This is a genomic window from Vibrio celticus (assembly GCF_024347335.1).
GTDB lineage: Bacteria > Pseudomonadota > Gammaproteobacteria > Enterobacterales > Vibrionaceae > Vibrio > Vibrio celticus.
In genome coordinates this window covers 2541615-2566283 of the sequence record NZ_AP025463.1, presented here as the reverse complement: position 1 = coordinate 2566283, position 24669 = coordinate 2541615, and the positions used below count along the sequence as shown (strand labels likewise).

The 24669-nt window shown below is 45.3% G+C and carries 22 protein-coding genes, 7 tRNA genes and 1 other RNA gene; 17 read left to right on the top strand and 13 right to left on the bottom strand.

Annotation, left to right across the window (positions count from 1 at the left end; genetic code table 11):
* Positions 1–16: 16 nt before the first annotated feature.
* The 8 genes from OCV19_RS11500 to OCV19_RS11465 form a co-directional block, all read right to left on the bottom strand.
* Positions 17–691 (bottom strand): Crp/Fnr family transcriptional regulator, encoded by a 675-nt coding sequence (locus tag OCV19_RS11500; protein WP_065677761.1) that lies wholly within the window; start codon positions 689–691, stop codon positions 17–19.
* Positions 692–854: 163 nt separating this feature from the next.
* Positions 855–939 (bottom strand) — tRNA-Tyr (locus tag OCV19_RS11495).
* A 102-nt stretch (positions 940–1041) separates the two neighbouring features.
* A tRNA-Tyr gene (locus OCV19_RS11490) sits at positions 1042–1126 on the bottom strand.
* A gap of 102 nt (positions 1127–1228) precedes the next feature.
* Positions 1229–1313: transfer RNA gene (locus OCV19_RS11485), tRNA-Tyr, on the bottom strand.
* Between the two features lie 102 nt (positions 1314–1415).
* Positions 1416–1500 (bottom strand) — tRNA-Tyr (locus OCV19_RS11480).
* A gap of 102 nt (positions 1501–1602) precedes the next feature.
* Positions 1603–1687: transfer RNA gene (locus OCV19_RS11475), tRNA-Tyr, on the bottom strand.
* A 102-nt stretch (positions 1688–1789) separates the two neighbouring features.
* Positions 1790–1874: transfer RNA gene (locus tag OCV19_RS11470), tRNA-Tyr, on the bottom strand.
* Positions 1875–1977: 103 nt separating this feature from the next.
* Positions 1978–2062: transfer RNA gene (locus OCV19_RS11465), tRNA-Tyr, on the bottom strand.
* A 551-nt stretch (positions 2063–2613) separates the two neighbouring features.
* Here OCV19_RS11465 and OCV19_RS11460 point away from each other — a divergent pair.
* From OCV19_RS11460 to OCV19_RS11450, 3 genes are all read left to right on the top strand, one after another.
* Positions 2614–3690: an efflux RND transporter periplasmic adaptor subunit gene (locus OCV19_RS11460; protein ID WP_065677412.1), complete on the top strand. Its 1077-nt coding sequence runs from the start codon at positions 2614–2616 to the stop codon at positions 3688–3690.
* Positions 3690–6803, top strand: coding sequence for a vibriobactin export RND transporter permease subunit VexH (gene vexH, locus OCV19_RS11455; protein WP_065677411.1), 3114 nt, complete (start codon positions 3690–3692; stop codon positions 6801–6803). The genes OCV19_RS11460 and vexH overlap by 1 nt, the downstream gene beginning before the upstream one ends.
* 140 nt (positions 6804–6943) lie before the next feature.
* Complete coding sequence (locus tag OCV19_RS11450) at positions 6944–7264, top strand: DUF1244 domain-containing protein (RefSeq protein WP_004736423.1); 321 nt, start codon at positions 6944–6946, stop codon at positions 7262–7264.
* Positions 7265–7354: 90 nt separating this feature from the next.
* Here OCV19_RS11450 and OCV19_RS11445 read toward each other — a convergent pair whose 3' ends face one another.
* Positions 7355–8422 carry a PLP-dependent cysteine synthase family protein gene (locus OCV19_RS11445; protein ID WP_019820402.1) on the bottom strand — a complete coding sequence of 356 codons (1068 nt, stop codon included), beginning with the start codon at positions 8420–8422 and terminating at the stop codon, positions 7355–7357.
* A gap of 129 nt (positions 8423–8551) precedes the next feature.
* Here OCV19_RS11445 and OCV19_RS11440 point away from each other — a divergent pair, with 129 nt between their 5' ends.
* Both OCV19_RS11440 and OCV19_RS11435 read left to right on the top strand, forming a co-directional pair.
* Positions 8552–9025 carry an Lrp/AsnC family transcriptional regulator gene (locus tag OCV19_RS11440; protein WP_065677410.1) on the top strand — a complete coding sequence of 158 codons (474 nt, stop codon included), beginning with the start codon at positions 8552–8554 and terminating at the stop codon, positions 9023–9025.
* An 89-nt stretch (positions 9026–9114) separates the two neighbouring features.
* Entirely contained in the window at positions 9115–9780 is a 666-nt protein-coding gene (locus OCV19_RS11435) for a hypothetical protein (RefSeq protein ID WP_065677409.1), read from the top strand.
* A 133-nt stretch (positions 9781–9913) separates the two neighbouring features.
* Here OCV19_RS11435 and tesB read toward each other — a convergent pair whose 3' ends face one another.
* Positions 9914–10774: an acyl-CoA thioesterase II gene (tesB, locus tag OCV19_RS11430; protein ID WP_065677413.1), complete on the bottom strand. Its 861-nt coding sequence runs from the start codon at positions 10772–10774 to the stop codon at positions 9914–9916.
* A gap of 168 nt (positions 10775–10942) precedes the next feature.
* Here tesB and OCV19_RS11425 point away from each other — a divergent pair, with 168 nt between their 5' ends.
* Positions 10943–11383: a YbaY family lipoprotein gene (locus tag OCV19_RS11425; RefSeq protein ID WP_048664235.1), complete on the top strand. Its 441-nt coding sequence runs from the start codon at positions 10943–10945 to the stop codon at positions 11381–11383.
* Positions 11384–11442: 59 nt separating this feature from the next.
* On the opposite strand, the gene OCV19_RS11420 is transcribed toward OCV19_RS11425, so the two are convergent.
* On the bottom strand, positions 11443–11745 hold the full coding sequence (locus OCV19_RS11420) for an MGMT family protein (protein ID WP_048664234.1): 303 nt from the start codon (positions 11743–11745) through the stop codon (positions 11443–11445).
* 51 nt (positions 11746–11796) lie between these two features.
* Between OCV19_RS11420 and OCV19_RS11415 the strand changes: the two genes are divergently transcribed.
* The 4 genes from OCV19_RS11415 to gmtZ all read left to right on the top strand — a co-directional run bounded on the left by OCV19_RS11415 (position 11797) and on the right by gmtZ (position 16172).
* Positions 11797–12540 (top strand): VP0952 family biofilm-associated protein, encoded by a 744-nt coding sequence (locus OCV19_RS11415; RefSeq protein WP_017058953.1) that lies wholly within the window; start codon positions 11797–11799, stop codon positions 12538–12540.
* Positions 12541–12736: 196 nt separating this feature from the next.
* Positions 12737–12833, top strand: an RNA gene (gene ffs, locus OCV19_RS11410) — signal recognition particle sRNA small type.
* Between the two features lie 169 nt (positions 12834–13002).
* Positions 13003–14478: a gamma-mobile-trio recombinase GmtY gene (gmtY, locus tag OCV19_RS11405; RefSeq protein ID WP_065677408.1), complete on the top strand. Its 1476-nt coding sequence runs from the start codon at positions 13003–13005 to the stop codon at positions 14476–14478.
* On the top strand, positions 14475–16172 hold the full coding sequence (gene gmtZ / locus OCV19_RS11400; protein ID WP_240508231.1) for a gamma-mobile-trio integrase GmtZ: 1698 nt from the start codon (positions 14475–14477) through the stop codon (positions 16170–16172). Before gmtY ends, gmtZ begins: the two co-directional genes overlap by 4 nt.
* A 43-nt stretch (positions 16173–16215) precedes the next feature.
* Here the strand turns inward: gmtZ and OCV19_RS11395 are convergent, their stop codons facing one another.
* Complete coding sequence (locus OCV19_RS11395; protein ID WP_261875676.1) at positions 16216–17124, bottom strand: IS5 family transposase; 909 nt, start codon at positions 17122–17124, stop codon at positions 16216–16218.
* 164 nt (positions 17125–17288) lie between these two features.
* On the opposite strand from OCV19_RS11395, the gene OCV19_RS11390 reads away from it, so the two are divergent.
* Together OCV19_RS11390 and gmtX are read left to right on the top strand one after the other, a co-directional pair.
* Positions 17289–18113: a hypothetical protein gene (locus OCV19_RS11390; protein ID WP_206377707.1), complete on the top strand. Its 825-nt coding sequence runs from the start codon at positions 17289–17291 to the stop codon at positions 18111–18113.
* Positions 18106–18744: a gamma-mobile-trio protein GmtX gene (gene gmtX / locus OCV19_RS11385; protein ID WP_065677357.1), complete on the top strand. Its 639-nt coding sequence runs from the start codon at positions 18106–18108 to the stop codon at positions 18742–18744. Before OCV19_RS11390 ends, gmtX begins: the two co-directional genes overlap by 8 nt.
* Before the next feature lie 285 nt (positions 18745–19029).
* Here gmtX and OCV19_RS11380 read toward each other — a convergent pair whose 3' ends face one another.
* On the bottom strand, positions 19030–19863 hold the full coding sequence (locus OCV19_RS11380) for an AraC family transcriptional regulator (protein WP_065677356.1): 834 nt from the start codon (positions 19861–19863) through the stop codon (positions 19030–19032).
* A 223-nt stretch (positions 19864–20086) separates the two neighbouring features.
* Between OCV19_RS11380 and OCV19_RS11375 the strand changes: the two genes are divergently transcribed.
* The 5 genes from OCV19_RS11375 to OCV19_RS11355 are packed head-to-tail and all read left to right on the top strand — an operon-like array spanning position 20087 to position 24515.
* Positions 20087–21226 carry a tyramine oxidase subunit B gene (locus OCV19_RS11375; RefSeq protein WP_065677355.1) on the top strand — a complete coding sequence of 380 codons (1140 nt, stop codon included), beginning with the start codon at positions 20087–20089 and terminating at the stop codon, positions 21224–21226.
* Positions 21227–21237: 11 nt separating this feature from the next.
* On the top strand, positions 21238–21639 hold the full coding sequence (locus OCV19_RS11370; RefSeq protein ID WP_065677354.1) for a Rid family hydrolase: 402 nt from the start codon (positions 21238–21240) through the stop codon (positions 21637–21639).
* A gap of 46 nt (positions 21640–21685) precedes the next feature.
* Positions 21686–21991, top strand: coding sequence for a (2Fe-2S)-binding protein (locus tag OCV19_RS11365; RefSeq protein ID WP_065677353.1), 306 nt, complete (start codon positions 21686–21688; stop codon positions 21989–21991).
* A complete protein-coding gene (locus OCV19_RS11360) occupies positions 21984–23378 on the top strand; it encodes an FAD-dependent oxidoreductase (RefSeq protein WP_065677352.1) in 1395 nt (464 codons plus the stop codon). The genes OCV19_RS11365 and OCV19_RS11360 overlap by 8 nt, the downstream gene beginning before the upstream one ends.
* 6 nt (positions 23379–23384) lie before the next feature.
* Positions 23385–24515: an NAD(P)/FAD-dependent oxidoreductase gene (locus OCV19_RS11355; RefSeq protein WP_065677351.1), complete on the top strand. Its 1131-nt coding sequence runs from the start codon at positions 23385–23387 to the stop codon at positions 24513–24515.
* The last annotated feature ends 154 nt before the right edge of the window (positions 24516–24669 follow it).

Here is a 24669-nt window from a genome sequence, read left to right as displayed (position 1 = left end):
GTATTTGTGCAGGCCTTTATTGCTCCGCAAATTTTCTAAGCCCTTCTAGATCAAGAATCCTTAGTCCTTTCTTTTCTTTAGCAATAAAACCTTTGCTCTCAAGCTCTTTCACTGCGCGGCGGTAGACTCTATCAGTTGTAGCAAAACGTTCTGCTTCGAGGTAATTTTTTTGAAAGCCATCGACGGGTAAGTCATTCAAATATTGATGATAAATATCGTAGGCAACATTATAAGTAATCGGATATAGAAGACGCCTTGTTAGGATCTCGACCGTGTCTTGATAGTCAATAGCGATAGCGCTAGCGAAATAGAGAGAAAGCCTAGGTTGTTCTAACAAGTACTTCTTTAGCTTTTGAGCATCAATGATAGATACGTTAACGGGCTCGATTGGCATAATATCCATTTGGCAGCGGTATCCGGTAAAGAATTCCATTTCCCCGAAGACTTGTTGCTCACACTCAAGAGTACCTAACAAAAATGTTTTACCGTTGCGAGCTGTCATTCCCATAGAAACTCTTCCAGAATCAACAAGGTAAAGGTTATCTACATGCTCTCCTTGAGTTAATAACTTTTCATTTTCCTCAAATATTCTTCTCGTACAAATACAATCACGAATGGTTTGTTCGATTAGTTGCTTGTCTTCAGTCCACTCAGTTTCGAAGCGTCCTTTTCCTAGAGTTTGTAGCTGCATATTTGACTTTTATTCAGTTGTTGAGAGAAGTTTCTCAACTTGGATGATAGGTTATCAAGATCGTTGAACGAGAAAGGTAACGGGTACAGAGAAATATTATACACAGAAACGAAAAAAGCCAACTCAATGAGTTGGCTTTTCGATTTTCCAATTAAGGAGAATATGGTGGAGGGAGACGGATTCGAACCATCGAAGGCAGTGCCGGCAGATTTACAGTCTGCTCCCTTTGGCCACTCGGGAACCCCTCCAGGGTGTGTCTTACTTTTCACAAAGTAAGCCTAAATTGATGTTTTCCCATAAGCCCATCAATCAGGTTGTTCTCTTAACTCTTAAAAGAGGTAAGAAGAATATGGTGGAGGGAGACGGATTCGAACCATCGAAGGCAGTGCCGGCAGATTTACAGTCTGCTCCCTTTGGCCACTCGGGAACCCCTCCAGGGTGTGTCTTACTCTTCACAAAGTAAGCCTAAATTGATGTTTTCCCATAAGCCCATCAATCAGGTTGTTCTCTTAACTCTCAAAAGAGGTAAGAAGAATATGGTGGAGGGAGACGGATTCGAACCATCGAAGGCAGTGCCGGCAGATTTACAGTCTGCTCCCTTTGGCCACTCGGGAACCCCTCCAGGGTGTGTCTTACTTTTCACAAAGTAAGCCTAAATTGATGTTTTCCCATAAGCCCATCAACTAGGTTGTTCTCTTAACTCTCGAAAGAGGTAAGAAGAATATGGTGGAGGGAGACGGATTCGAACCATCGAAGGCAGTGCCGGCAGATTTACAGTCTGCTCCCTTTGGCCACTCGGGAACCCCTCCAGGGTGTGTCTTACTTTTCACAAAGTAAGCCTAAATTGATGTTTTCCCATAAGCCCATCAACTAGGTTGTTCTCTTAACTCTCGAAAGAGGTAAGAAGAATATGGTGGAGGGAGACGGATTCGAACCATCGAAGGCAGTGCCGGCAGATTTACAGTCTGCTCCCTTTGGCCACTCGGGAACCCCTCCAGGGTGTGTCTTACTCTTCACAAAGTAAGCCTAAATTGATGTTTTCCCATAAGCCTATCAATCAGGTTGTTCTCTTAACTCTTAAAAGAGGTAAGAAGAATATGGTGGAGGGAGACGGATTCGAACCATCGAAGGCAGTGCCGGCAGATTTACAGTCTGCTCCCTTTGGCCACTCGGGAACCCCTCCAGGGTGTGTCTTACTCTTCACAAAGTAAGCCTAAATTGATGTTTTCCCATAAGCCCATCAATCAGGTTGCTCTCTTAACTCTTAAAAGAGGTAAGAAGAAATATGGTGGAGGGAGACGGATTCGAACCATCGAAGGCGGAGCCGGCAGATTTACAGTCTGCTCCCTTTGGCCACTCGGGAACCCCTCCAGGGTGTTTTTTCCTAACTCATAATGGATAGGCTAAAGAGATGTTTTTCCCAACGCATCTCTCAAGTGCGGAGCGCATCATAGCAAACACGCTAAACCTGTAAAGGGTTTTTCTTATGGTTTTGTGTTAAATGCTGCCTTTTTGGGCAAAGATGGCGAAAAGTACGCATATTGCTCGTGAAGTGAACATCTGTACTAAGGTTTACGTACTGATAGATAACACCTTGAGGTAATTGGCTTTCTGTATTCTATTCAATGTGTCTAGAACGTGAAGAAACGTAAATGGAATTTAATCTAGATTTACACTTCTTGACGTTACAGCATTCATCAGTTGATAGAATACGGTTAATTTCATTTATAGGTAATAATACCAATCGTAGTAAATAAAGGTGTCATCCTAGCTTGTTAAAATGCTCGATAACGGCGTTAGAATTTTTGATTGTAGAATAACTATTTATCGAAAATCCTGTCTTGTTCTCAAGCCTTTTTCCTACGCTATTTCTGACCACTTGCTCATTGTGATTGGTATAACCTTACTTGCAGACCATTATTATGAAGCATAAATCTGTTTTAACCCTGCTTAGCTTGTCTATTCTTATGGCGTCTCCAGCCGCACTTGCTAAGCGTATGGGCCCTAGCACTGTCACTGTTGTTACTGAGCAAGTTGATATCCACCAAGTTAGCCAATCTCTTTCTTTGGTCGGCAAGTTAGAAGCCGAGCAATCTGTCATGATTACTTCTGAAGTGGCTGGCAGAGTGGACTCTATCAACATCAAGGCCAATCAAGATGTCACCAAAGGGCAGATGTTGGTCCAGCTCGACGATGATAAAGCGAAAGCGGCGGTTGCAGAGGCGCAAGCGTATTTAAAAGACGAGAAACGTAAGCTAGCGGAATTCCAACGACTAGTGAAACGCAACGCGATCACGCAAACTGAAATTGACGCTCAGAAAACTAATGTAGAGATCGCCAATGCTCGCCTAGCTGCTGCGAATGCTAATCTTAAAGACTTACACATTAGCGCGCCTTTTTCTGGCACGGTCGGCTTTATCGACTTTAGCCGCGGTAAAATGGTGACAGCAGGTACTGAACTAGTGACCTTAGATGACCTTTCAGTAATGCAGTTAGACCTCCAGATCCCTGAGCGTTATCTTTCCAAGCTATCTAAAGGCATGAAAGTGACGGCTCGCACCAGTGCATGGGGAGATACTCAGTTCACTGGCACTGTAGTGGGCATTGATTCTCGTATTAACGCTGAAACCTTGAACCTTCGAGTTCGAATTCACTTCGACAACAATAATGATTACTTAAAGCCGGGCATGTTAGTGGCAGCTGATATGGACTTTCCACCGGTGGAAGCACCCATTATTCCAGTTCAAGCACTTGAATACTCAGGTACTAAACGTTTTGTTTATGTCATTGGCGAAGATAACAAAGCGACACGAACCGAAGTGTTCCTTGGTGCTCGTATCGACAACGAAGTCGTGATCGACAAAGGCATCGACATTGGTCAGAAAATTGTAGTGCAGGGCATAGTGAATATGCGTGATGGTGTTTTGGTTCAAGAGCTTGCCGTCAATCGCCCAGCTGATGCAGCAAGTGAAAAAAAAGCACAAGAAGGCGCTAACTAATGTTGTTATCTGATTTTTCTGTAAAGAGACCAGTAGCGGCTGTCGTATTGAGCCTATTATTGGTTGTGTTTGGTATTGTCTCTTTCAATAAGCTTGCGGTTCGTGAGATGCCAGATATTGAAAGCCCGGTGGTATCGATCAGTACTCGTTATGAGGGGGCGTCTGCCACCATCATTGAAAGCCAAATAACCTCCAACCTTGAAGACCAGTTATCCGGCATTAGTGGTATCGATGAGATCGAATCCACAACGCGTAACGGTATGTCGCGTATCACGATTACTTTTGAGCTTGGTTACGATCTCAATACCGGTGTGAGTGATGTTCGTGATGCGGTAGCTCGTGCGCAGCGTTCATTGCCCGATGAAGCCGGTGACCCGATTGTTTATAAGAACAACGGCAGTGGTGAAGCCTCGGTCTACATCAACTTAAGCTCGACGGAGATGGACCGAACGCAGTTAACCGACTATACAGAACGTGTGTTGATTGACCGCTTTAGTTTGATCTCAGGCGTGAGCTCGGTGGATATCTCCGGTGGCTTGTACAAAGTAATGTACGTGAAGCTGAAACCTGCTCAGATGGCTGGTCGCGGTGTTACTACCTCGGACATCACTTCTGCGTTGAACAGTGAGAACATTGAAAGCCCAGGTGGTGAAGTACGTAACGATGCAATTGTGATGTCGGTTCGTACCGCTCGTTCTTACACTGAAGCGGAAGATTTCGAATACTTAGTGGTAAAACGCGCTTCTGATAACACACCTATCTACTTAAAAGACGTAGCGGATGTTTACATTGGCGCAGAAAACGAGAACTCGACCTTTAAGAGTGACGGCGTTGTTAACGTCAGTATGGGTATTGTGCCTCAATCAGATGCAAACCCGCTTGAAGTGGCTGACCTAGTACATAAAGAAGTCGAAGCAATTCAAAAGTTCTTGCCAGATGGCACTCGTTTAGCTGTCGACTATGACTCAACAGTCTTCATCGATCGTTCTATCTCAGAGGTTTACAGCACGCTCTTTATCACGGGCGGCTTGGTTATCCTTGTGCTTTACATCTTTATTGGTCAAGCACGTGCAACACTTATTCCAGCGGTAACCGTACCTGTATCTCTGATCTCGTCGTTTATTGCCGCGTACTACTTCGGTTTCTCTATCAACCTGATTACCTTGATGGCACTTATCTTGTCGATTGGTTTGGTGGTCGATGATGCGATCGTGGTGGTTGAGAACATTTTCCACCATATTGAACGTGGTGAGTCACCGCTGCTTGCTGCCTATAAAGGTACTCGTGAAGTAGGCTTCGCGGTAATCGCAACAACGCTTGTATTGGTAATGGTATTCCTACCAATCTCGTTCATGGACGGCATGGTAGGTCTGCTGTTTACCGAGTTCTCGGTATTGCTTGCTATGTCGGTGATCTTCTCGTCGCTAGTTGCATTGACGCTAACGCCAGTGCTAGGCAGTAAAATCCTAAAAGCGAACGTGAAACCAAACCGCTTTAATCTGTTTGTTGAACGTGTATTTGGTAAATTAGAGTCTGGATACCGCTCGGTATTACGCCGCGCGTTAAATTGGCGTTGGGCTGCTCCTATCATCATTATCGCATGTTTGGGTGGTAGCTATGGTTTGATGCAACAAGTGCCAGCACAGCTTACTCCGCAAGAAGACCGTGGTGTTATCTTTGCGTTTGTTCGTGGCGCAGATGCAACCAGTTACAACCGCATGTCTGCCAACATGGACATTGTTGAAGAACGTCTAATGCCATTGCTTGGTCAAGGCTTCTTGAAGTCATTCAGTATTCAATCACCAGCATTCGGCGGTAATGCCGGCGACCAAACAGGTTTCGTCATCATGATCCTAGAAGATTGGAATGAGCGTGACGTTACCGCACAAGAAGCGTTGAACGAAGTTCGTAAATCGTTGAACGGCATTCCAGATGTGCGTGTATTCCCGTTCATGCCGGGCTTCAAAGGTGGTTCAAGTGAGCCTGTTCAATTCGTACTTGGCGGTTCTGATTACTCTGAACTTCAGAAGTGGGCAGAGCTCTTAAAACAAGCGGCTGAAGACTCTCCAATGATGGAAGGCGCGGACATTGATTACTCTGAGAAAACACCAGAGCTATTGGTAACTGTAGACAAACAGCGTGCAGCAGAGCTAGGTGTTAGCGTTTCAGACATCTCAGATACCTTAGAAATCATGCTTGGCGGACGCAGTGAAACCACCTTCGTTGACCGTGGTGAAGAGTACGATGTTTACCTGCGTGGTGATGAGAACAGCTTCAACAACGCCAACGATTTAAGCCAAATCTACATGCGAACTCAGTCAGGCGAGCTAGTAACGCTTGATACACTGACACACATTGAAGAAGTGGCATCATCGATTCGTTTGTCGCACTACAACAAGCAAAAGTCGGTGACCATCAAAGCTAACCTAATGGAAGGTTACACACTGGGTGATGCTCTGGATTTCCTTGATGAGCAAGCGATTGAACAGCTACCGGGTGACATCTCTGTGAGCTACTCAGGTGAGTCTAAAGACTTCAAAGAGAACCAATCAAGCATCTTAGTGGTGTTTGCGTTAGCGATGTTAGTTGCGTACTTGGTACTTGCAGCGCAGTTTGAGAGCTTTATTAACCCGCTGGTGGTGATGTTCACCGTACCTATGGGTATCTTTGGTGGCTTCTTAGGCTTGGTAGTGATGAGTCAAGGGCTCAACGTCTACAGCCAGATTGGTATGATCATGTTGATCGGCATGGTAACTAAAAACGGTATCTTGATCGTTGAGTTTGCTAACCAACTCCGTGACCGTGGTATTGAGTTTGAAAAGGCGATCATTGATGCTTCGGCTCGACGCTTGCGTCCAATCATGATGACGGCATTTACGACACTAGCGGGTGCAATCCCATTGATTACTTCAACGGGCGCAGGCTATGAAAGCCGAGTGGCAGTGGGTACGGTTATCTTCTTCGGTATGGGCTTCGCGACATTGGTTACTCTGTTTGTTATCCCTGCGATGTACCGACTGATTTCTGGCTCAACACGCTCTCCGGGTCACGTGGAAGCGGAGCTTAATAAAGAGCTTAGCCATGACAACGTGGGAAGAACCTCTCACGGTTAATGAACACGCACGGCTAATGAACATGCAATAGTGTAACAATATTGAAAAGCCTGCGTTTGCTCCTAGCGAATTGCAGGTTTTTTTGTATAACAAACAGAGCTCAACGAATTAATACAATAAATCGAATAAAGGAAAGTAAAGTGGCTGAATTTAAATACAAAGATCTTTCTCAAGAAGAACAAGATAAGCTGGATGCAGCAACCTTTCGTCGTCTGCTAGCACACTTAGACAATAATAAGGATGTGCAGAACATCGACCTTATGATCTTGGCGGGCTTCTGCCGTAACTGTTTCAGCAAGTGGTATAAAGCGGAAGCTGAGCAACAAGGCCTAGACTTGGATATCGATGACGCTCGTGAGCGCGTATATGGCATGACTTACGATGAGTGGAAACAAAACCACCAACCAAAAGCGACACCTGAGCAACTAGCGGCGTTTGAAGCGAAGCAGAAGCCAGAATAATTTGTTCTCGCTAGAAATTGATGAATAGAACAAACCAAAAAAGAGCCCATCAGGGCTCTTTTTATTTTTGCGTCGCTGTTTGTTCTGTGGTTAAGCCAGTTCACCCGTTTGCGAGAAAGCTTCTAGCTTCGCCGCATAAGGTTGTAGGTCACCGATATTCAGGTTTACCCACTCGTCATTGAAGTAAGTGTCTAGGTAACGCTCACCGCTGTCACATAGCAAAGTCACGATAGAGCCTGTTTCGCCACGCGCTTTCATTTCACTGGCTAGCTGAAGCACACCGTACATGTTAGTACCGGTTGATGCGCCGACCTTGCGACCAAGAATGTCAGATAACCAATGTGTCGTTGCGATACTTGCTGCATCTGGAATTTTACGCATTTCGTCAACCACACCAGGAATGAAGCTTGGTTCTGCTCGTGGGCGACCAATGCCTTCAATCTTGCTGAATGTACTGCCTTTCACGTTCGCATTGCCTGTTTGGAAGTATTCGTGGAATACAGAGTTTTCAGGGTCGACAACACAAAGCTTAGTTTCATGTTGTTGGTAGCGAATGAAACGGCCAATCGTCGCTGAAGTACCGCCAGTACCTGGGCTCATTACTACCCAAGCCGGAACTGGGTGATCTTCCATCTGCATTTGATTGAAAATCGAGTTCGCGATGTTGTTGTTACCACGCCAGTCGGTTGCGCGCTCAGCGTAAGTAAATTGGTCCATGTAGTGACCGTTCAGTTCTTCTGCTAAACGACGAGACTCATCGTAAATTTCATCTGAGCGGTCAACAAGATGCGCTTGGCCGCCGTAGAATTCAATCTGCTCAATCTTCTTCTTCGCTGTGCATTTTGGCATTACCGCAATAAACGGCAGGCCAAGTAGGCGAGCAAAGTACGCTTCAGATACGGCAGTGCTGCCTGATGAAGATTCAATGATTGTTGTTTCTGGGCCAACCCAACCGTTACAGATAGCGTATAAGAAGAGAGAACGCGCTAAACGGTGCTTTAAAGAGCCTGTAGGGTGTGTGCTTTCATCTTTAAGGTAAACATCAATGCCTTCGATACTTGGTAGATCGAGCTTGATAAGGTGCGTATCCGCTGAGCGTTGGTAGTCCGCTTCAATTTTACGAATCGCGTTGTTAATCCATTGATGGTCAGTGCACATAAGCGTTCTCCTGATCGAGTGTAGGAATTCTTTGTAATTGGTATGGTTCTAATTTATCTATAATCCTAGAGAAAAACTTTGCCATATTTGCTTTGTTTTGCTTAAATTGTAGAAAATTATTCTCTTTAAATGCGACTTGGTGAAAGTGTGATAGATGCCGTAGATAAAAAAATATTAGGGTTACTGCAAGAAGACAGCACCCTGTCATTGAACGATATTTCTGAAGCGGTCAATCTCACCACAACGCCTTGTTGGAAAAGGCTTAAGCGCCTCGAAGAGAACGGCATTATTGAGAAAAGAGTCGCACTGCTGAACCCAGAAAAACTGGATCTTTCCTTTACTGCGTTCGTATTAGTGAAAACCAGTAATCATTCTCATGAGTGGTTCGGTCGTTTTGTGAATACTGTGTCGGAATTTCCAGAAGTGATGGAGTTCTATCGCATGGCTGGCGAATATGATTATATGATGAAGGTTCAGGTTAAAGATATGAAGTGCTTTGATGATTTCTATAAGCGCTTGGTGAATAGCATTGATGGTATCTCTAATGTGACCTCGACGTTTGCGATGGAACCATTGAAGTATACGACAGCATTGCCGCTTTAAGCTACGCCTAGTTACGCATTAACAATCGTCTGAGTTTAACTATCGTCTCAGTTTAGATCTCGCCTCTGCGATAAAGAAAAGGATTATTCATGTTTGCAAAAGTATCTACCGCTATCCAGCTGGTATTGGCGGTCGCCATTTTTTACTTGGGTTACACCATTTACTCATTGACCAATAAAGTCGGTGAAATCGTTGATACTTACCCGCAAGTTATCGAAGACATATCGGGCCTCACCAAAGGGCTCAAAGTAGAAGAGCTATTAGCGCTTGCTGAACATGTCAGCGATCTTGCTCCTCAGGTGTTAAACACTGTCGAAGAAGTTAGAAAGACGATCGATGACGTGAATCAAACCGTAGCCTCGGTCGACAATAAAATCCCAGCGATATTAGATGAAGTAAAAAATGTTAGAACGGAAGTCGAGCAGGTAAGAACCGATGTTATTCCTCCTACATTAACGGAATTAAAGAGATACCGCGTAGACGTAATGCCACCTATGCTCGCGGAAAGTAAATCGTACCGTGAGCAAACTATCCCCGCTGTTGTTACTGAATCTGAAATGCTAAGAGCGGAAGTGCCGAATATTTTGGTGCAAGCTAATTTGTTGGCAGATAAGAGTCAAGCTTTGGCTCAGGACGCTGCAGAAGGCGCTGTGAAAGGTGTGATGTTATCGCCATTTAACCTTCTGCGAGATGCCGGAGATGGCATCAAAACGCGAGTACAAAGCGAGTTTGAGCCTACGCTAGAAGCAGAATAGATTTTAGTCACTCTTAAGTGACGGATTTTCGTAAGTGTTATAAAAAAGAGAGGCTAGGTATTAAACCTAGCCTCTTTTTGTTTGTGCGTATTTGGGGCTTGTAAGAAGCGTTTATCCGCTATTAATTTGAGCGCTACTTAGTAAAACGCATCACACCTTCTTGTACTGCCGTCGCTACCAGTTCACCTTTCTGGTTGAAGATCTCGCCGCGCACTAGGCCGCGAGTGTTCGCTGCCGTTGGGCTTTCAATCGCATAAAGCAGCCATTCGTCCATTTTGAATGGGCGGTGGAACCAGATTGAGTGGTCAATCGTCGCCACTTGAAAATTTGGTGTCATGATAGAGACTTCATGAGGGTGAAGCGCCGTCACCAAGAATCCCCAATCCGATGCGTAAGCAAGCAGGTATTGGTGGATCAATTGGTTGTCTGGCATCGCGCCATTCGCTCTTACCCAAAGGTATTGTTTCGCTTCCGTCTTCTTAGGTTTCAGTGGATTTACCACCGTCACCGGGCGCATTTCAATCGGCTTTTCGCCACAGAAGGTTTTGCGCAGTTTCTCTGGTAAGAATTCTGCAATGTGGCTCGCTAATTCAGTTTCTGAAGCAAAGTTCTCTGGTCCAGGAATATCAGGCATTGCAATCTGGTGCTCAAAACCTGGCGCATCGCCATGATAAGAAGCGGTGAGATAGAAAATAGGGCGGCCATTTTGAATCGCTTTCACACGGCGCGTGCTAAAGCTGCGTCCATCTCGTAGGTTCTCAACATCGTAAATGATTGGCTTTTCAGGATCGCCGGGAAACAGAAAATAACTGTGGAACGAGTGAACACTACGGTCGTCTTGAACGGTATAACGAGCAGCAGAAAGCGCTTGTCCCAATACCTGACCGCCGTATACCTGTGGTAGGCCTAGGTTCTCACTTTGCCCACGGAATAAACCTTCTTCCAGTTTTTCTAGCTGAAGTAAACTTAATAATTCTTGTAAAGGTTGACTCATCGCCAGCATTCCTCTTCGTAAAATGGGTGTCAGATTATGGTGTTAATCATTTAGCTTAGTCAGATATCTGTCAATAAATCATAGGGTTTCAAGACAGAATATGAAAGCTCTCTTATAATTGCTGAGTAGATTTGCCGAGTCCGGCAAACATGTTGAGAGAAATTGAATATGAAAAAGGCTCTAATTCTTATTACGTCTTTAGTATCGTTTGGCCTACTTGTTGGTTGCCAAGCAACATCAGAAACGAATGCTTCTCAAGAAGTGGTTGCAGAGAACACTCAAGTGATTTCAGGAACAGTTAGCTACCGTGAAAGAATTGCATTGCCAGAGAATGCAGTAGTTACCGTTACGCTAGAAGATATCTCACTGGCTGACGCACCATCGACGGTTATCGCAACTCAAGAGTTCACTACTGATGGTAAGCAAGTACCGTTCGCATTCGAACTGAGCTACGACAACAACAAGATTAAAGCTAACCACCGCTACAACATGCGTGCGTCGATTCATGTCGATGGCAAACTGCGTTTCACAACTGACACGATTAAGTCAGTGATTACAGACGTAGAAAACACGCAACAAGCAGACCTACGCTTGGTTGGTGTTCGTTAATTAGAAATAGATGCCATTGTTAAGGCATCTTAATTAACGTCTTTCGATAAATGGCAGCTCTAGGGCTGCCATTTGTATATTCTTAGTTTGATCTTTCCGGCATCACTCACTTCAACCCCTTCTTTAACCAAATGCCGCTTTTGTCGGTCGAATGAATCGCCCTTTAAAGAGATCTCTCCCTTGCTGTTTATCACTCGATACCAAGGCAGTTTGCTACCTTCTGGTAGGTTACCCAACGCTTTACCAACATGGCGCGCATAGCCCGGAAATCCTGAAAAACGTGCTATGTCTCCATAAGTTGTTACTTTCCCATATGGAATTTGGTGAATCACAGCAAAGATTTGGCTCAAAAATTGGTCCATACTAAATGTTCCTAGTTCATAAATACCACGGATCGGTAGAAGGAGAGGGCTATGGTATTTACAACGTTTCAGTTCTTGATCACCACATTATTAGCGGTTGTTTGCGCGAGAGCAATCAGTTTAAGTGAGGGAGATATCCCGGTGCTTGCAATGGTCATTCCTGCCTTATGGATTTTACCGCAGGGGGGCATAGCTGGATTAGCTTTGCTTGTTTCCATGACTACTTATGGTCTAACCCTTCCTTTGCAGCCCATCACGCTGTCTGTCAGTGCGTGGGTACTATTCCCGCTATTGATGGTGGTCTTCTCAAGACGCAGTAGTTTGTCGGTCGTGATTATTTCTGGCTTGATCGTGACTACGTTGCAGGTCGGAATCATGGTCACGCAATCAGCAGGCAAGCTTGAAGGCGTCCCGTGGGTTACCACACTTCAAACCTTATCTATCATCGTAATTTGGTGGGCGGCAAATCACCTTAAGCCAGCCAGCCGACACAGCTGGTGGTCATTAGGCTTAATACTTCCATTATGGATAGCCGATTTACCTTATGCTGCTTTGGTGGCCTTGTGTATAACGGGCATCATGGCATCGATGGAAACGCTGACGCGCTTGAAAACCTTTCGCTGGAATAAACTACTGTGTTGGACACTGCCAACGGTCGGTTTTGCGGCTCTGGTGATTACTCCAAGCATCGAAGTGCCAAGCCCAGTCTTTGTGGTGTGGTTGTGTCTATTAGGTACCGCGTGGATGACAGACTACATCATTCGCACAGAAGATAACGAAGACATCGATATCTAGTACTCCAGCAATCCAAACCTTCCAAATGCAGGTAAATGGTGAATTTACCTGCGATTTTCTAATGGTTTGAATAAAGGATAAGCACTTAGACCGCAATTGTTCAAAAATAGGGTGGAAGGGCTTGCAATGGTTGCTGTGATGCTTAATAATCCAATCACTCTTTGAGGCAAGCCTCATAGAAAACGAATCTATGGGGGCCTGGTCCTCCCGCAACAATAGCTCGTGAACTCGGTCAGGCCTGGAAGGGAGCAGCCGCAGCGAGTGACTTGTGTGCCGGGATGTGGCTGGGTTCCCACCCCTTATGAAGCCTGCAATATATGTTATATCTATAGCACTTCTTTCTATACTAAATCCCCTTAAAGTACGCAGTTTCATCTTCTACCCTTAATCTCTATTCCATTAGATCAATAGCAATTCCTCTACTATACCTACTAATACCAGTTTCGTTTGATGTGGTGTTGGATGTCTGCGATCGTCAAAGTTCAAGCTCAGGTTAAAATTGATCACTCAGGTTTAATGCTCGACATCCCTGTATTAATGACAGATCAGGGCGTATTCGAACCTTTGCTTGATTACGTCATTAGCCAATCTCATATAAAAAGCCTTCCTTGGATGAACCGAGTTGTGTTTGCATGCCAGTTATTATTGGAATACATGGAAGCCAATCGGGGACTATTCTCAGAGCCAAGCCTTCTATTTCAATCTTTTGTGCAACGACTCTCATCAGGCACTATCGACAAAGAAGGATTTGATTCCTCAGGTTTGTTTTGGTTGCCGAGATCAGTTTCTAACGTCAACCAACTTCTGTCGGCATTGAACGGCTTAACAGATTGGCTCTCTATCCATAAAAATACAAGCAGTCTTAACGGCTTTGAAGAAGCAACCACTCACCAAGAGCGACTGAATTACGCGGCGTGGCATAAGAGAAATCAACATGATTTTCTTGGTCATATCAAAAAAAATGCGCCTTCAGAGCTACTGAAAAGAGTGAGGAAAGTTCGCGGAAAAAAAGATGTGATTAAAGTGGATGGCGATGCGATTTCGTTTCCCGAACAGCTATTTAAAGTATTTTTTATCGACGGTGTCGGTAGTGCGAGAGATTCAAGAGTGGCTATTCGTGATCAATTGATTTTACTGTTGATGCACGGGGCTGGGGTTAGAGAAAGTGATGCCCTGCACTTGTGGGTTGATGATGTGTTTCTTGATCCAATGAATTCTGACAGTGTGACCGTTCGTTTATACCATCCTGAAGATGGCAAAGCTCCCAACCATTGGGTCGGCAGAAAACGGCAAAGTACCCGCTCGGCCTATCTCGCTGAAAAGTACCATCTAACACCACGAAATAAACTCACGGGCACCGCCAGAGTCGGTTGGAAAACCAAGGTGGTCGATCATGATGATAACTACATTCAACTTCATTGGTTTCCTTCCTATTACGGGGAAGTGTTTGCTTATTTATGGCAGCAATACTTAATGGCCTTGCTTCCTATTCAGCGAAATCACCCTTACGCCTTTGTTTCTTTTGCTAGAAAGCAACTGGGTAACGCATTAACACTCAATGCATTTAATCAAAGCTATGCGGCGGCTATGGGCAGAATTGATCAACTAGCATCAAAGCCAGAAGGTCGCTCGCCTCATGGTCATCGTCATGCCTATGGAAGACGGATGTCGAATGCCGGGGTGGATGTGCGATTCATCAAGAAAGCACTGCATCATTCTTCTCTCTTATCTCAGTCGATTTACACGCAACCAGGCGTTCGTGATGTCACACTTGCTTGCGAGCGTGCCACGCAGAAACTCGATGGTCAGCAGTATGCGAACTTTAAGCGAGATGTGGAGTTGAGCTGGGAAATCATTATGGAATCTGGGTTTGAAGATATTGATCCTGATGGTTTATTTTCAGGTAGAGCACCTAAGTTTGGGAAGCGAGCCTCATGAAATCAACAGACTATGAATTTAATTGGTTCACCGAAAAGAATGGTACGGGTTGGGATACGTGGCGAGAAGTTGCGGCGACATGGTTGCATCACAACAAATATGGCATTGATCATAAGAAGAATGCGTTGGACCGGTTTTTGGATGAATACTTAGTTCCGAAATTCATTGTTGATCCCGTCGAGTTTTTCGAAATGGGTCCGCAAAATTATGATCAGTTTCTCGGTCAATTCGAATTGTCGGAAGGCTACAGGATTCGACAAAACAATGAGGTGTGCTCGTTCATTGATTGGGTAATAACCACCTATTATTCTCAACCTGATGATGACGGTGAGTTGGTTGCCATGTTTAAGAACCCTTTTCAAAAAGGGTCTAATCCAGTTAAAAATCAAGAAACGGTCTACAACGCTTTACCTTATACCTACATTAAACGGTTGCGAAAAATTCTTTGCCCGATGGAAAGGGGCAACTTTTCAGACTGGGAATGGGCGGTTGAGCAAAGTGACGCATTTATATTAAATGGCCGGCATCAAAGAGACTGGTTTATGGTTGACGACTCTGCCATTGATAAGGATGACCCTGACTGTGTGTGGCGGAAAATCAAAGTAGATAAGCCTCGCAGTATTAGAATTGATGGAGTGTTAACGCCGTTTAAGGAAGGTGACCACTTTTATGTGATTTGGTCACCCGTCCGCGCAATGGCGCTGTACCTAAAATTACAGCTTCCATTACGCACTTTTCAGGTTCGCATGCTTGATTCTGGTGAAGCCGATACGTGGCGCTACGAGAGTGGAAGCTGGGTTGCCAATGAAATGATTGAGTTTGTTGAAGGCAGTGAAAAGCGCCCTTGGCAAAAAGGTATTTTTCACCGAATTATCACACCCGATATTGGTGATGTGATGACTGGTCTTTATATAAATACTAATAAGACCGCCGATAAAAATAAGGATGAAATCACGCGAGGTTATGTGATCCCTTGGCAGCATGAAGAAGTCTTATATTGGCTAGAAAAGCTGCGAAACTGGCAGCAGAAATACAACCCCATTACTAAAACGACTTCTATCCATAAGCTTGATTATAAACATTTTGGAAGTACCAAAACGGATATTCAACGAAATGAGATTGGTGATATTTGTTTTTTGTTTCGTAATGCCGCCGCCGCTCAGCACAGTGAAAAGGAGATGCCGATTACTCAAGGGTATTTGAACACGCTTTGGGTCAGTTTGATGGCGGAACTTGAAACCAAGATTCAAAAAGATGACCACACACTCATGGATGGCAGCAAAATTCACTTCATTGACCCAGCTAATCATCGTAAGACACTATTTCCGTTACATTCGTTACGCGTTTCTTTGATCACCTGCTACACCATTGAAGGTGAAATCCCAGCTCCGGTGTTATCCAAGCTATTGGTCGGTCACAGTCGGCTTATCATGACCATGCATTACACAAAAGTATCCCCCGTGATGATGGCAAAAAAGATGAAGGCAGCGGAAAACAAAATTGAAGAACAAAACGACGCGACATTGCATTCATTCTTGATCAATAAATCGATAGAAGAGATTGGCTTACAATCCGCTTATACCGATATAGAGTCCCTTCGAACAGTACTAAGAGTGCGAAACCCCGCAGGTTGGCAAGAAAAGGCGATAGGTATTTGTTTAGCTGGAGGGAACACTACGCCACGGCGTTGTTGATCAAATCAGCTTGAAGATCAACGAAGCCATATATGACAAGCCGTTAACTTCTAACAGGCATACCTAGTCCTATGACTTTGTTTATAGCTTTGACATTCGCCATGATTTCTCCCACTTGAGCGTTGTAACATCTCAAGCTCAATTTACCGCTGGTTAGTCCTTTATATCGAGACATTGCGGTCTCAGATATTGAGCGATAGTGGTAACCAGACTCCGATTTCCACTCCGCTATTGTTCCATTTTTCAGAGCCTCTACAGCTTCGTTTCTGGGATGCCCATCTTCCCAAAGCGCCGCATTCTTTCGAGGCGGTATTAGCGGAATACATCCCTTATTTTTCAGAGTCTCATGGCAGTTTTTAGTGTCATATGCTCCATCGGCAGATACGGCAATGACCTTTCTGCGTAGTGGATTGAGCAACGTCGGTAGCACTTCACTATCGCCAACATTTACAAGGCTGACTTCCGCACTAATCGTTTCGTGAGTATCTACATCAACAGCTAAGTGCAGTTTGCGCCATGTTCTACGTTTTTCTGCACCATGCTTTTTCACTTTCCACTCACCCTCGCCAAAGACTTTAAGACCAGTCGAATCAATGGCTATATGGCGAATAGCTCCTCTGGATTTATTACGATATTTGACCTGAACTGTCTTCGAACGTTTACTGATACAGGTGTAATCAGGGGATGTCAGCGGAACATCTAATAACTCAAAGATAGAGTCGATAAAGCCTTGAAGAGCACGCAATGGCAGAGAGAAGACCCCTTTAATCATCAAGGCGGTTTCAATCGCTGTATCAGAGTACTGAAAGCCTCTACCACGCTTGCCATGATGGGTTTTGCATTTCCATGCATCTATGGCTGAGTCATCTATCCAGAACGTAACCGAACCACGTTTACACAGAGCCTTATTATACTCCGCCCAGTTAGTAATCTTCTTTTTCGCTTTGCCCATGTCACCACCATTCTAATCATCACAAAGGATCAGATCGCAGATCTTGGAAAAGGTTCAACTGATTTAGGCAACAACGCCCTACGCCACTAGTAGAAAGTACTTCCACTGCAGGGTGTTGGAACGGAGGTGAAAAACTAAAAAAAGCGAATCGTAGCCAGGCGGATTTGTATGGCCCCGTTCCTCATGGTATCGAAAACTGCGTCCGTTGCCGTTGGTTCATTACCGACATTAAATACATCCATTCTTTAACCGCCCATTTCAATAATCTTAGCTATCACGCGTCAGAATCAGCCAAAATTGCCGCAGAGTTAGAAGCCGAACAAGCCGAATTACTAGACGAAGAATACTTCTGTGAAGTGAACAACGAGCCGTTCCAGAAGTATGAATACTTACATCAAATAGACCGCAGAATTGAAAAACAAAAAATTGATGCGGATGAATACTGCAAAGATTTGGTCGCCTGTTTTCAGATAATTCGTAAGCTTATTCGTATCGAAGAACAGCGGCTCCCTGAAGACACCGTCGATAAAGTCATCGCAATAGGATCATACACGGAAATCTCCCCGTTCTTTAGCTTTGTTGATACAGAGTCAGAGTTTAGACAATTGATACAGTTATGCGATGACGCCGAAATTTACGCGGATCTACGAGATGATTTAAGAAAAACGCCAGCAATCAGTCATCGATCAAACAAGTTAAATTCAATGCTCATGCAGTCGGGTTACATGCCATTTTTGATGCAGCTTGATGATGAAACTCAGCTCTTAGCGGGTAATGCAATGATTAATGCCATGCTCAAAGCGACAGGAGAGCTTGATAAAACCAAAGCGATGGGTCTCATCGCATCGTATCTTGATACGGAAACGTATTTACAAGATGCGGGTTTATTAGAGGTAGGCGTAAAGGCTATTGAGGCGCAAACGGGAATCAATATGTTACGACTTGCCGACTTGTCGAAAAATAAAATGGGAGTAATTAAAAATGGCTAACCCAGTGGACCCGTACATTATTCTGGAAGAACTGTGTTCCAGCGCGACTGCCCGCACAACGACAGCGCTAAGAACATTGCACAACATTCTAGAACAACAAAGCCAGACCAAGTCATTGGACTTCTCTATCGTGACGATTGGAAAGTTATCTCAAGAACAAGGCGGACCTTCGACACAGACCATTCGTAATCGAACAGGAAAGCATTTTCAGCAATTGATTGATGCGTGGGCAGCCTATTCAGGAACGACTCGTAAGAAGCCACTCTCGGTGCGTCAGAAGCAGCTTCTCAACAATAATGACCAACACATACTGGAGTCTATCGATGATCCAGTCATTCGAGCGGTTGTTGGCTCGTTAATTGCTGAGAGGAACAAATACAGGGATCAGCTTAACGTACTAAAAGCGAATGCCGATATTGTCATTGACCGAACTACTAAATCTCAGCCTCAGGTGGCGGCTACTTCAAATCAGCTGACGCCAATAGAAGTGGAGGCTCTGAGGGCTGCCGTTTCTGACGAGTTTATGGATGAAAAAAGATGGGTTGTGATGCCGACTGGGCAAGTTAAAGATGAAAATGGCATAGAGGTTTACCGGCGTGGCTATGTGAATGGGGTGCTTAAGTTAATTTGAGAGTGAAAAAGTAGGACTGTTGATGCGAAACAAGTTGTTTTGTAAATCATCTTTGCCCCTTTGTGTGACAACTCGATTCTCAGCCGATAGATTTCACCCCTACCTTCTCGGCGTCCTCACCTGAAAGTAAGCCGAGATGCGGGTGGAAGTCTCCCAAAGCTTGTCACTTTTTAACATTATTAATCAATTTCTACGTATGCATAATCATGCATTAAGTGCACCTAACGCTCGCTAAACTTTGTGAATGAAGTCAATATTGGTGCAACTTGCACCAATATTGAGCCCTCAGTAGCAATGGATACGTTCACGGTAGGTCTTTTCTTTGACCTTATTGTGATATTCCTGTGGGGTAAAATTAACTAGCTTTTTAAACTCTCTGAGGAAATGGGATTGGTCACTGAATCCAAGATCAATCGCAAGATCGGAAAAAGTGAGATCTTCACGGTGGTTAATATCATAAACCGCTGATTGGCAACGAATTGCACGACTAAACCCTTTAGGAGTCAAACCGATATCATTCTTGAAAGTACGCTGCAAGGTGCGGGAGGTATAACCTGAAAATCGTTCCAGATCCTGAATTTGAATATTTCCTTTGTGTTGACGAATTTTTGCAATCACCTGATTAGTTAACTCAGAGGTTTTTCGTCGCTGCTTTTTCTTCAAAAACTGACTTACCACATCCACTTTTTGCGAAAAATTCTCGCTGTATATTACTTGTTCAAGCAAGCGATCGGAACCTGCTATTACATCATGTAAATCAAGTTCATGTTCAATAAGTTCTTTCGCTGAGATAGCTAAAAAGTCAGGAAATACACCGGGAACAAAACGAACGCCAAAGTACTGATGGCCAGGATCAAATGAGACCGCTCCTGCTTCTAGTCTTGTGCCACAGACCTGCCCAACAGGTGATGCCGAATTACAGTCAAACACGATATCAATACAGCCGTCCGGGATTGCTATCGTTGATTCTTGAGAGCGACCAGCTTTAAAACTATAGAAGTGAGAAACCTCTGGGATATCTGGTGCCAGATGAGTAAGAAATTGCTCTGAACTCAAGACAAAAAAAGGTTGCTTAGAGTGAATCCCAGAAATATTCGAGAACAGTGATGAAGCAGACATAGCTAGTCCTTTAATGCTTGAGTGTTAGGTACGCTAAGCAAGGTGAATGCCAAGTCAGCTACCCATATCGGATTATGACCAATGTCGCAAAATTACAATACACATCTATATGCGAGCAATAGTATCGAAAGCAGTGACTCATCCCCTGGTAAACGTTGTTACCAACACGGGCATATGAGTAGAGCAAGAAGCTAAAACAGACAATATGGATATAGGTAACGATATGTCAGACAGCACAAAAATAGATTTTATATACCTTTCTGAACAGGACATGATTAAGGCTGGTGCAACCGACATGCCTGGTTGCGTCGATACAATGGAGGAGATGTTTGTTCTTCTTCAAAAGGGAGACTACCGTATGGCGGGTCCAAACAGTGACTCACACGGTGCAATGGTTACATTCCCTGAAGAATCACCTTTCCCGAATATGCCAAAACCAACCGCCGATCGTCGCCTGATGGCGATGCCTGCTTACCTTGGTGGCGACTTCCAAACTTGTGGTGTTAAGTGGTACGGCTCCAATATTGCCAATCGGGAGAAAGGGCTGCCTCGCTCCATTCTCATGTTCATCCTTAACGATATAGAAACTAGCGCACCACTTGCCTATATGTCGGCCAATTTACTTTCCGCTTATCGTACTGGTGCTATTCCGGGTGTAGGCGCTCGCTACCTTGCCCGTAAAGACTCTAAAGTCATAGGTCTGCTTGGGCCTGGTGTGATGGGTAAAACGACTGTGGCTGCATTTATGGCTGCATGCCCAAGTATAGACACGGTCAAAATTAAAGGGCGGGGTAAAGCGAGCTTAGACAGTTTTATTACCTGGCTCGCGGTTGAATATCCACAGATCACCAATGTGCAAATCGTCGATACTGTTGAAGACGTCGTGCGCGATTCAGATCTGGTTACCTACTGTAATTCCGGCGAAACCGGCGATCCGATGACTTATCCGGAAGTAAAACGCGATTGGGTAAAACCAGGTGCATTTCTGGCGATGCCTGCAAGCTGCCGACTTGATGAGGGTATGGAAGCTTCCGATGTTCGTAAGGTTCTGGATAACACAGGCTTATATGAAGCATGGTTTGAAGAAGTGCCGAAACCTGCGCATAACATTATTCCTCTGGTAGGGGTGCGTTATATGGACATGATCGAAGAGGGGACATTGACCAAGGGTGAATTGGAAGATCTTGGCGAGATCGTTGCCGGCGTCACTCCAGGTCGTAAAAACGAAGAAGAAATCATAGTGATGTCCGTGGGTGGTATGCCAGTAGAAGACGTTGCTTGGGCAACCAAAATTTATCGAAACGCGATCGAAAAAGGTATTGGTGTTTCACTGAATCTTTGGGATGAACCGGTACTTAAATAAGGAAACGCATTATGCAACGCATTAACTATTCATCTGGCTCGCCACTCGAAGATTTCGCAGGTTATTCACGTATGGTGAAAGTCGGCAACCAGATCCATATCGGCGGCACAACCGCTGTTCTGCCGGATGGTTCCGTCTCTGGAGATACTGCTTACGAACAGGCTCAGTTTATTTTTAGCAAATTTACTGATCTGCTTCAGCGCGCAGGGGCCGAAGCTAAAGATGTTTACAAGGTGAAGGCCTACGTGACCGATATGGCGATGGCCAAAGATGTTGGCGTCGCTTACAGCGAGTATTTTAAAGAGTTCCGCCCACTGTTCACTCAGGTTGAAACGCCGAAGCTCAACCGTCCCAGTCAACTGGTTGAGATTGAGCTCGAAGCAATGCTTGGCTGCAAAGTTTGCGCCGAATAGATAACAGCGGCTGCAAACCTCCCCTTGTAGCCGCAAGGAGTTAAATATGTTGAAAAGGTTGCATGAAAGCAGTCCTGCTACCGAGTTTGTAACTATCACCTTTGAGGGAGAACAGTTACAGGTTCCGGCTGGTGAAACGGTTTTAGCCTCTGTGATGGCCGCAAGTGCAGGCTACAACCGTACCTCACCCATTAGTGGGGCCCATCGGGCGGGATACTGCCAGATGGGAGTTTGCTTTGAATGTTTAATGGAAATAGATGGTATCCCCAATCAGCAGGCCTGCGCTATCCCGGTGCACGACGGTATGGTTGTCAATCGTCAGGAAGGTAAAAAGGTGTTGGTGAATGGATAAAATCTACGACCTTATCATTATTGGATCTGGCCCTGCCGGAATAGCGGCCGCGGTCACGGCAGACAGCCTCGGGGTTAACACGCTAGTGGTGGATGAACAGCCGGAACCAGGCGGGCAGATCTATCGCTCTATGGAGCGTAGCCGTTCAGAAAATGCTCATGTACTTGGTAAGGACTACTTTGCAGGAAAAACGCTTATAGAGGCTTTCCGTGCTTCGGGTGTTACCTATATGCCAAGCACCACGGTTCTGAATATCTCCGATGACTTCAATGTAGACCTCTTGTCCTCCGGGGCAATAAAGCGAGTGAAGGGACGGCGCATGCTGCTTGGTATCGGAGCTGTCGAGCGCCCTGTACCGATGAAAAACTGGACACTGCCTGGTGTGATGGGGGCGGCTGCCGCAGACATTTTATTCAAGTCTGCCAACATGGTTCCAGATCAGCCTGTGGTTATTGCGGGAAGCGGGCCTCTGTTGTTGCTGGCTGCCTGCCACCTGGTAGACAACGGTGTCGAAATTGCGGCGATGGTCGAAACTGCTGGCTTTAAAGATTACTTTAAGGCTGTTCCCTTCTTGCCCAAAGCCTTACTCAGATCCAGTTACCTTATTAAAGGGATGCAGATGAGATGGAAGTTGAAACGTGCGGGTGTGCCTCTCTATATGGGTTGCCGGGATCTCGAAGTTATCGGTTGTGAGCGAGCTGAAGGGCTGCGTTTTACCCACAATGGGAAGCAGATCGATATCGCCGCAAAATCCGTTTTACTGAATGAAGGCGTTATTCCCAATCTGCGATTGAGCCAGGCCCTTAACTGCGAGCATGAATGGTATGAGTCACAACGTTACTGGAAACCTGTACTCGATCTTTACGGACAAACCAGCGTAGAGGGAATCTCCATTGCGGGCGACTCCTCCGGTATTGGCGGTGGCCCTATGGCAGCAGTCAAAGGCCACTTAGCTGCTCTCGACAGTGCATACAAGTTACAGAAAATCAGTGTAAGCGAACGAGATAACCTGGCGGTGAAGCACAAGAAAAACCTAAAAAAAGAAAAATCGATTCGCCCATTTCTCGATCACGTCTTCCCCCCAAACCGCCAGACTCTGGTTCCTAAAGACAATGAAACAATGGTCTGTCGCTGTGAGGAAATTACAGCGGGTCAAATTCGCGAAGCCATCGCTCAGGGCGCACGTCATCCGACGCAGATCAAAGGTAAAACCAGAGCCGGGATGGGGCCCTGTCAGGGCCGTATGTGTGCTGTAACAATTTCCGAAATCATTGCTGATAGCTGCTCAATGGATATCACTGAGGTTGGAGCTATGCGTATTCGGACACCACTAAAGCCCTTGAGTATAGGGCAATATGCCAACATGGAATTTGATGAGAAGGAGTGAGACATAATGAAGACAAGAGCTGATGTCATCATTATAGGAGGCGGAATTATCGGATGTTCAACCGCCTACTACCTGGCAAAAAAAGGAAAATCAGTCATCGTTCTTGAAAAGAGCAAGGTATTTGGTTACGGGGGTTCGGGGCGCAACGGTGGAGGAGTACGTCAGTCAGGACGTGATAAGCGCGAGCTTGCGTTAGCTATGTACGGAGTAAAGAACCTTTGGCCACACCTTTCCGAAGAGCTCGGGACAGATGTTGAATACTATAAGCATGGAAATTTGCGCTTAGGCAAAACAGATGAACACATCGATATTCTGGAGGGCCTGACGGCTACTGCTGTTGGTCAGGGACTCGATGTGAAGATGATCAGTGGTGAAGAAGTCAGAGAGATCTGTCCACACCTATCCGATGAAGTGATTGGAGCGAGTTGGTGCCCCTCTGACGGTCATGCTAACCCACTGCAAACAACTCTGGCATTCCATAACGCCGCCCGCCAACTCGGTGTTCAGTTTTTGACAGAGCAGCATGTGCTGTCTTTACAAACGGTAGCGGGCGAGGCACGCAAGATCGTTACTGCTGGAGGAGTGTTTGAAGCAGACAGAGTAGTTCTGGCTGCTGGCCTGGAGAGTCGGAGAATATCTCAGAGTGTTGGTGTTGATGTGCCCATGAAGCCAATTGCTTTGGACACCTTGGTTACTGATGCGCAGCCACCAATGTTTTATCAGATGCTTGGTACTGCGATGGCTGATTTTTATGGTCACCAGACAACCCACGGCTCTTTTGTTTTTGGAGGCGGGTCACCTCTTAATTCCGATGTCATTAGTAGTACTGAAGACCATACGCCAATAGAAGCTACTGCTGCAACATGCCAGGGAATTCTGAGCTACCTCCCTGCGCTTAAACACGCAAAAGTTGTACGTAGCTGGGTTGGCGTTATCGATTGGTGTGAGGACAAGGTTCCTGTTCTAAGCAAAGTGGGAGACGTCCCCGGACTAATTCTGGGATGTGGTCTTTCCGGACATGGCTTTGGGATTGCACCTTCTGTGGGCACGGTTTTAGCAGAGCTGACATGTGACGAAACGCCTTCTATAGATATTAGCGAACTAGGGTATGAGCGTTTTGCCGATCGAAGCTTATAAAGCTGTTTTGAAAATGGTATGTCGCAAAAATTCAATACAAGAACCATTGCGACCAATAGTATGAAAGAAAGCTGTTATTCACAGAACTGGCGCTTGGAAACAACCTAAGCGTGTCGATGCCCATAGATAGGGCCACAAGCTGCGCTAAAGCTTT

Bases quoted from the DNA above. Each gene is read 5' to 3' on its own strand.
- OCV19_RS11500 (WP_065677761.1), bottom strand. From the start codon at position 691: ATGCAGCTACAAACTCTAGGAAAAGGACGCTTCGAAACTGAGTGGACT.
- OCV19_RS11460 (WP_065677412.1), top strand. From the start codon at position 2,614: ATGAAGCATAAATCTGTTTTAACCCTGCTTAGCTTGTCTATTCTTATG.
- vexH (WP_065677411.1), top strand. From the start codon at position 3,690: ATGTTGTTATCTGATTTTTCTGTAAAGAGACCAGTAGCGGCTGTCGTA.
- OCV19_RS11445 (WP_019820402.1), bottom strand. From the start codon at position 8,422: ATGTGCACTGACCATCAATGGATTAACAACGCGATTCGTAAAATTGAA.
- OCV19_RS11440 (WP_065677410.1), top strand. From the start codon at position 8,552: ATGCGACTTGGTGAAAGTGTGATAGATGCCGTAGATAAAAAAATATTA.
- OCV19_RS11435 (WP_065677409.1), top strand. From the start codon at position 9,115: ATGTTTGCAAAAGTATCTACCGCTATCCAGCTGGTATTGGCGGTCGCC.
- tesB (WP_065677413.1), bottom strand. From the start codon at position 10,774: ATGAGTCAACCTTTACAAGAATTATTAAGTTTACTTCAGCTAGAAAAA.
- OCV19_RS11425 (WP_048664235.1), top strand. From the start codon at position 10,943: ATGAAAAAGGCTCTAATTCTTATTACGTCTTTAGTATCGTTTGGCCTA.
- OCV19_RS11420 (WP_048664234.1), bottom strand. From the start codon at position 11,745: ATGGACCAATTTTTGAGCCAAATCTTTGCTGTGATTCACCAAATTCCA.
- OCV19_RS11415 (WP_017058953.1), top strand. From the start codon at position 11,797: ATGGTATTTACAACGTTTCAGTTCTTGATCACCACATTATTAGCGGTT.
- gmtY (WP_065677408.1), top strand. From the start codon at position 13,003: ATGTCTGCGATCGTCAAAGTTCAAGCTCAGGTTAAAATTGATCACTCA.
- gmtZ (WP_240508231.1), top strand. From the start codon at position 14,475: ATGAAATCAACAGACTATGAATTTAATTGGTTCACCGAAAAGAATGGT.
- OCV19_RS11395 (WP_261875676.1), bottom strand. From the start codon at position 17,124: ATGGGCAAAGCGAAAAAGAAGATTACTAACTGGGCGGAGTATAATAAG.
- gmtX (WP_065677357.1), top strand. From the start codon at position 18,106: ATGGCTAACCCAGTGGACCCGTACATTATTCTGGAAGAACTGTGTTCC.
- OCV19_RS11380 (WP_065677356.1), bottom strand. From the start codon at position 19,863: ATGTCTGCTTCATCACTGTTCTCGAATATTTCTGGGATTCACTCTAAG.
- OCV19_RS11375 (WP_065677355.1), top strand. From the start codon at position 20,087: ATGTCAGACAGCACAAAAATAGATTTTATATACCTTTCTGAACAGGAC.
- OCV19_RS11370 (WP_065677354.1), top strand. From the start codon at position 21,238: ATGCAACGCATTAACTATTCATCTGGCTCGCCACTCGAAGATTTCGCA.
- OCV19_RS11365 (WP_065677353.1), top strand. From the start codon at position 21,686: ATGTTGAAAAGGTTGCATGAAAGCAGTCCTGCTACCGAGTTTGTAACT.
- OCV19_RS11360 (WP_065677352.1), top strand. From the start codon at position 21,984: ATGGATAAAATCTACGACCTTATCATTATTGGATCTGGCCCTGCCGGA.
- OCV19_RS11355 (WP_065677351.1), top strand. From the start codon at position 23,385: ATGAAGACAAGAGCTGATGTCATCATTATAGGAGGCGGAATTATCGGA.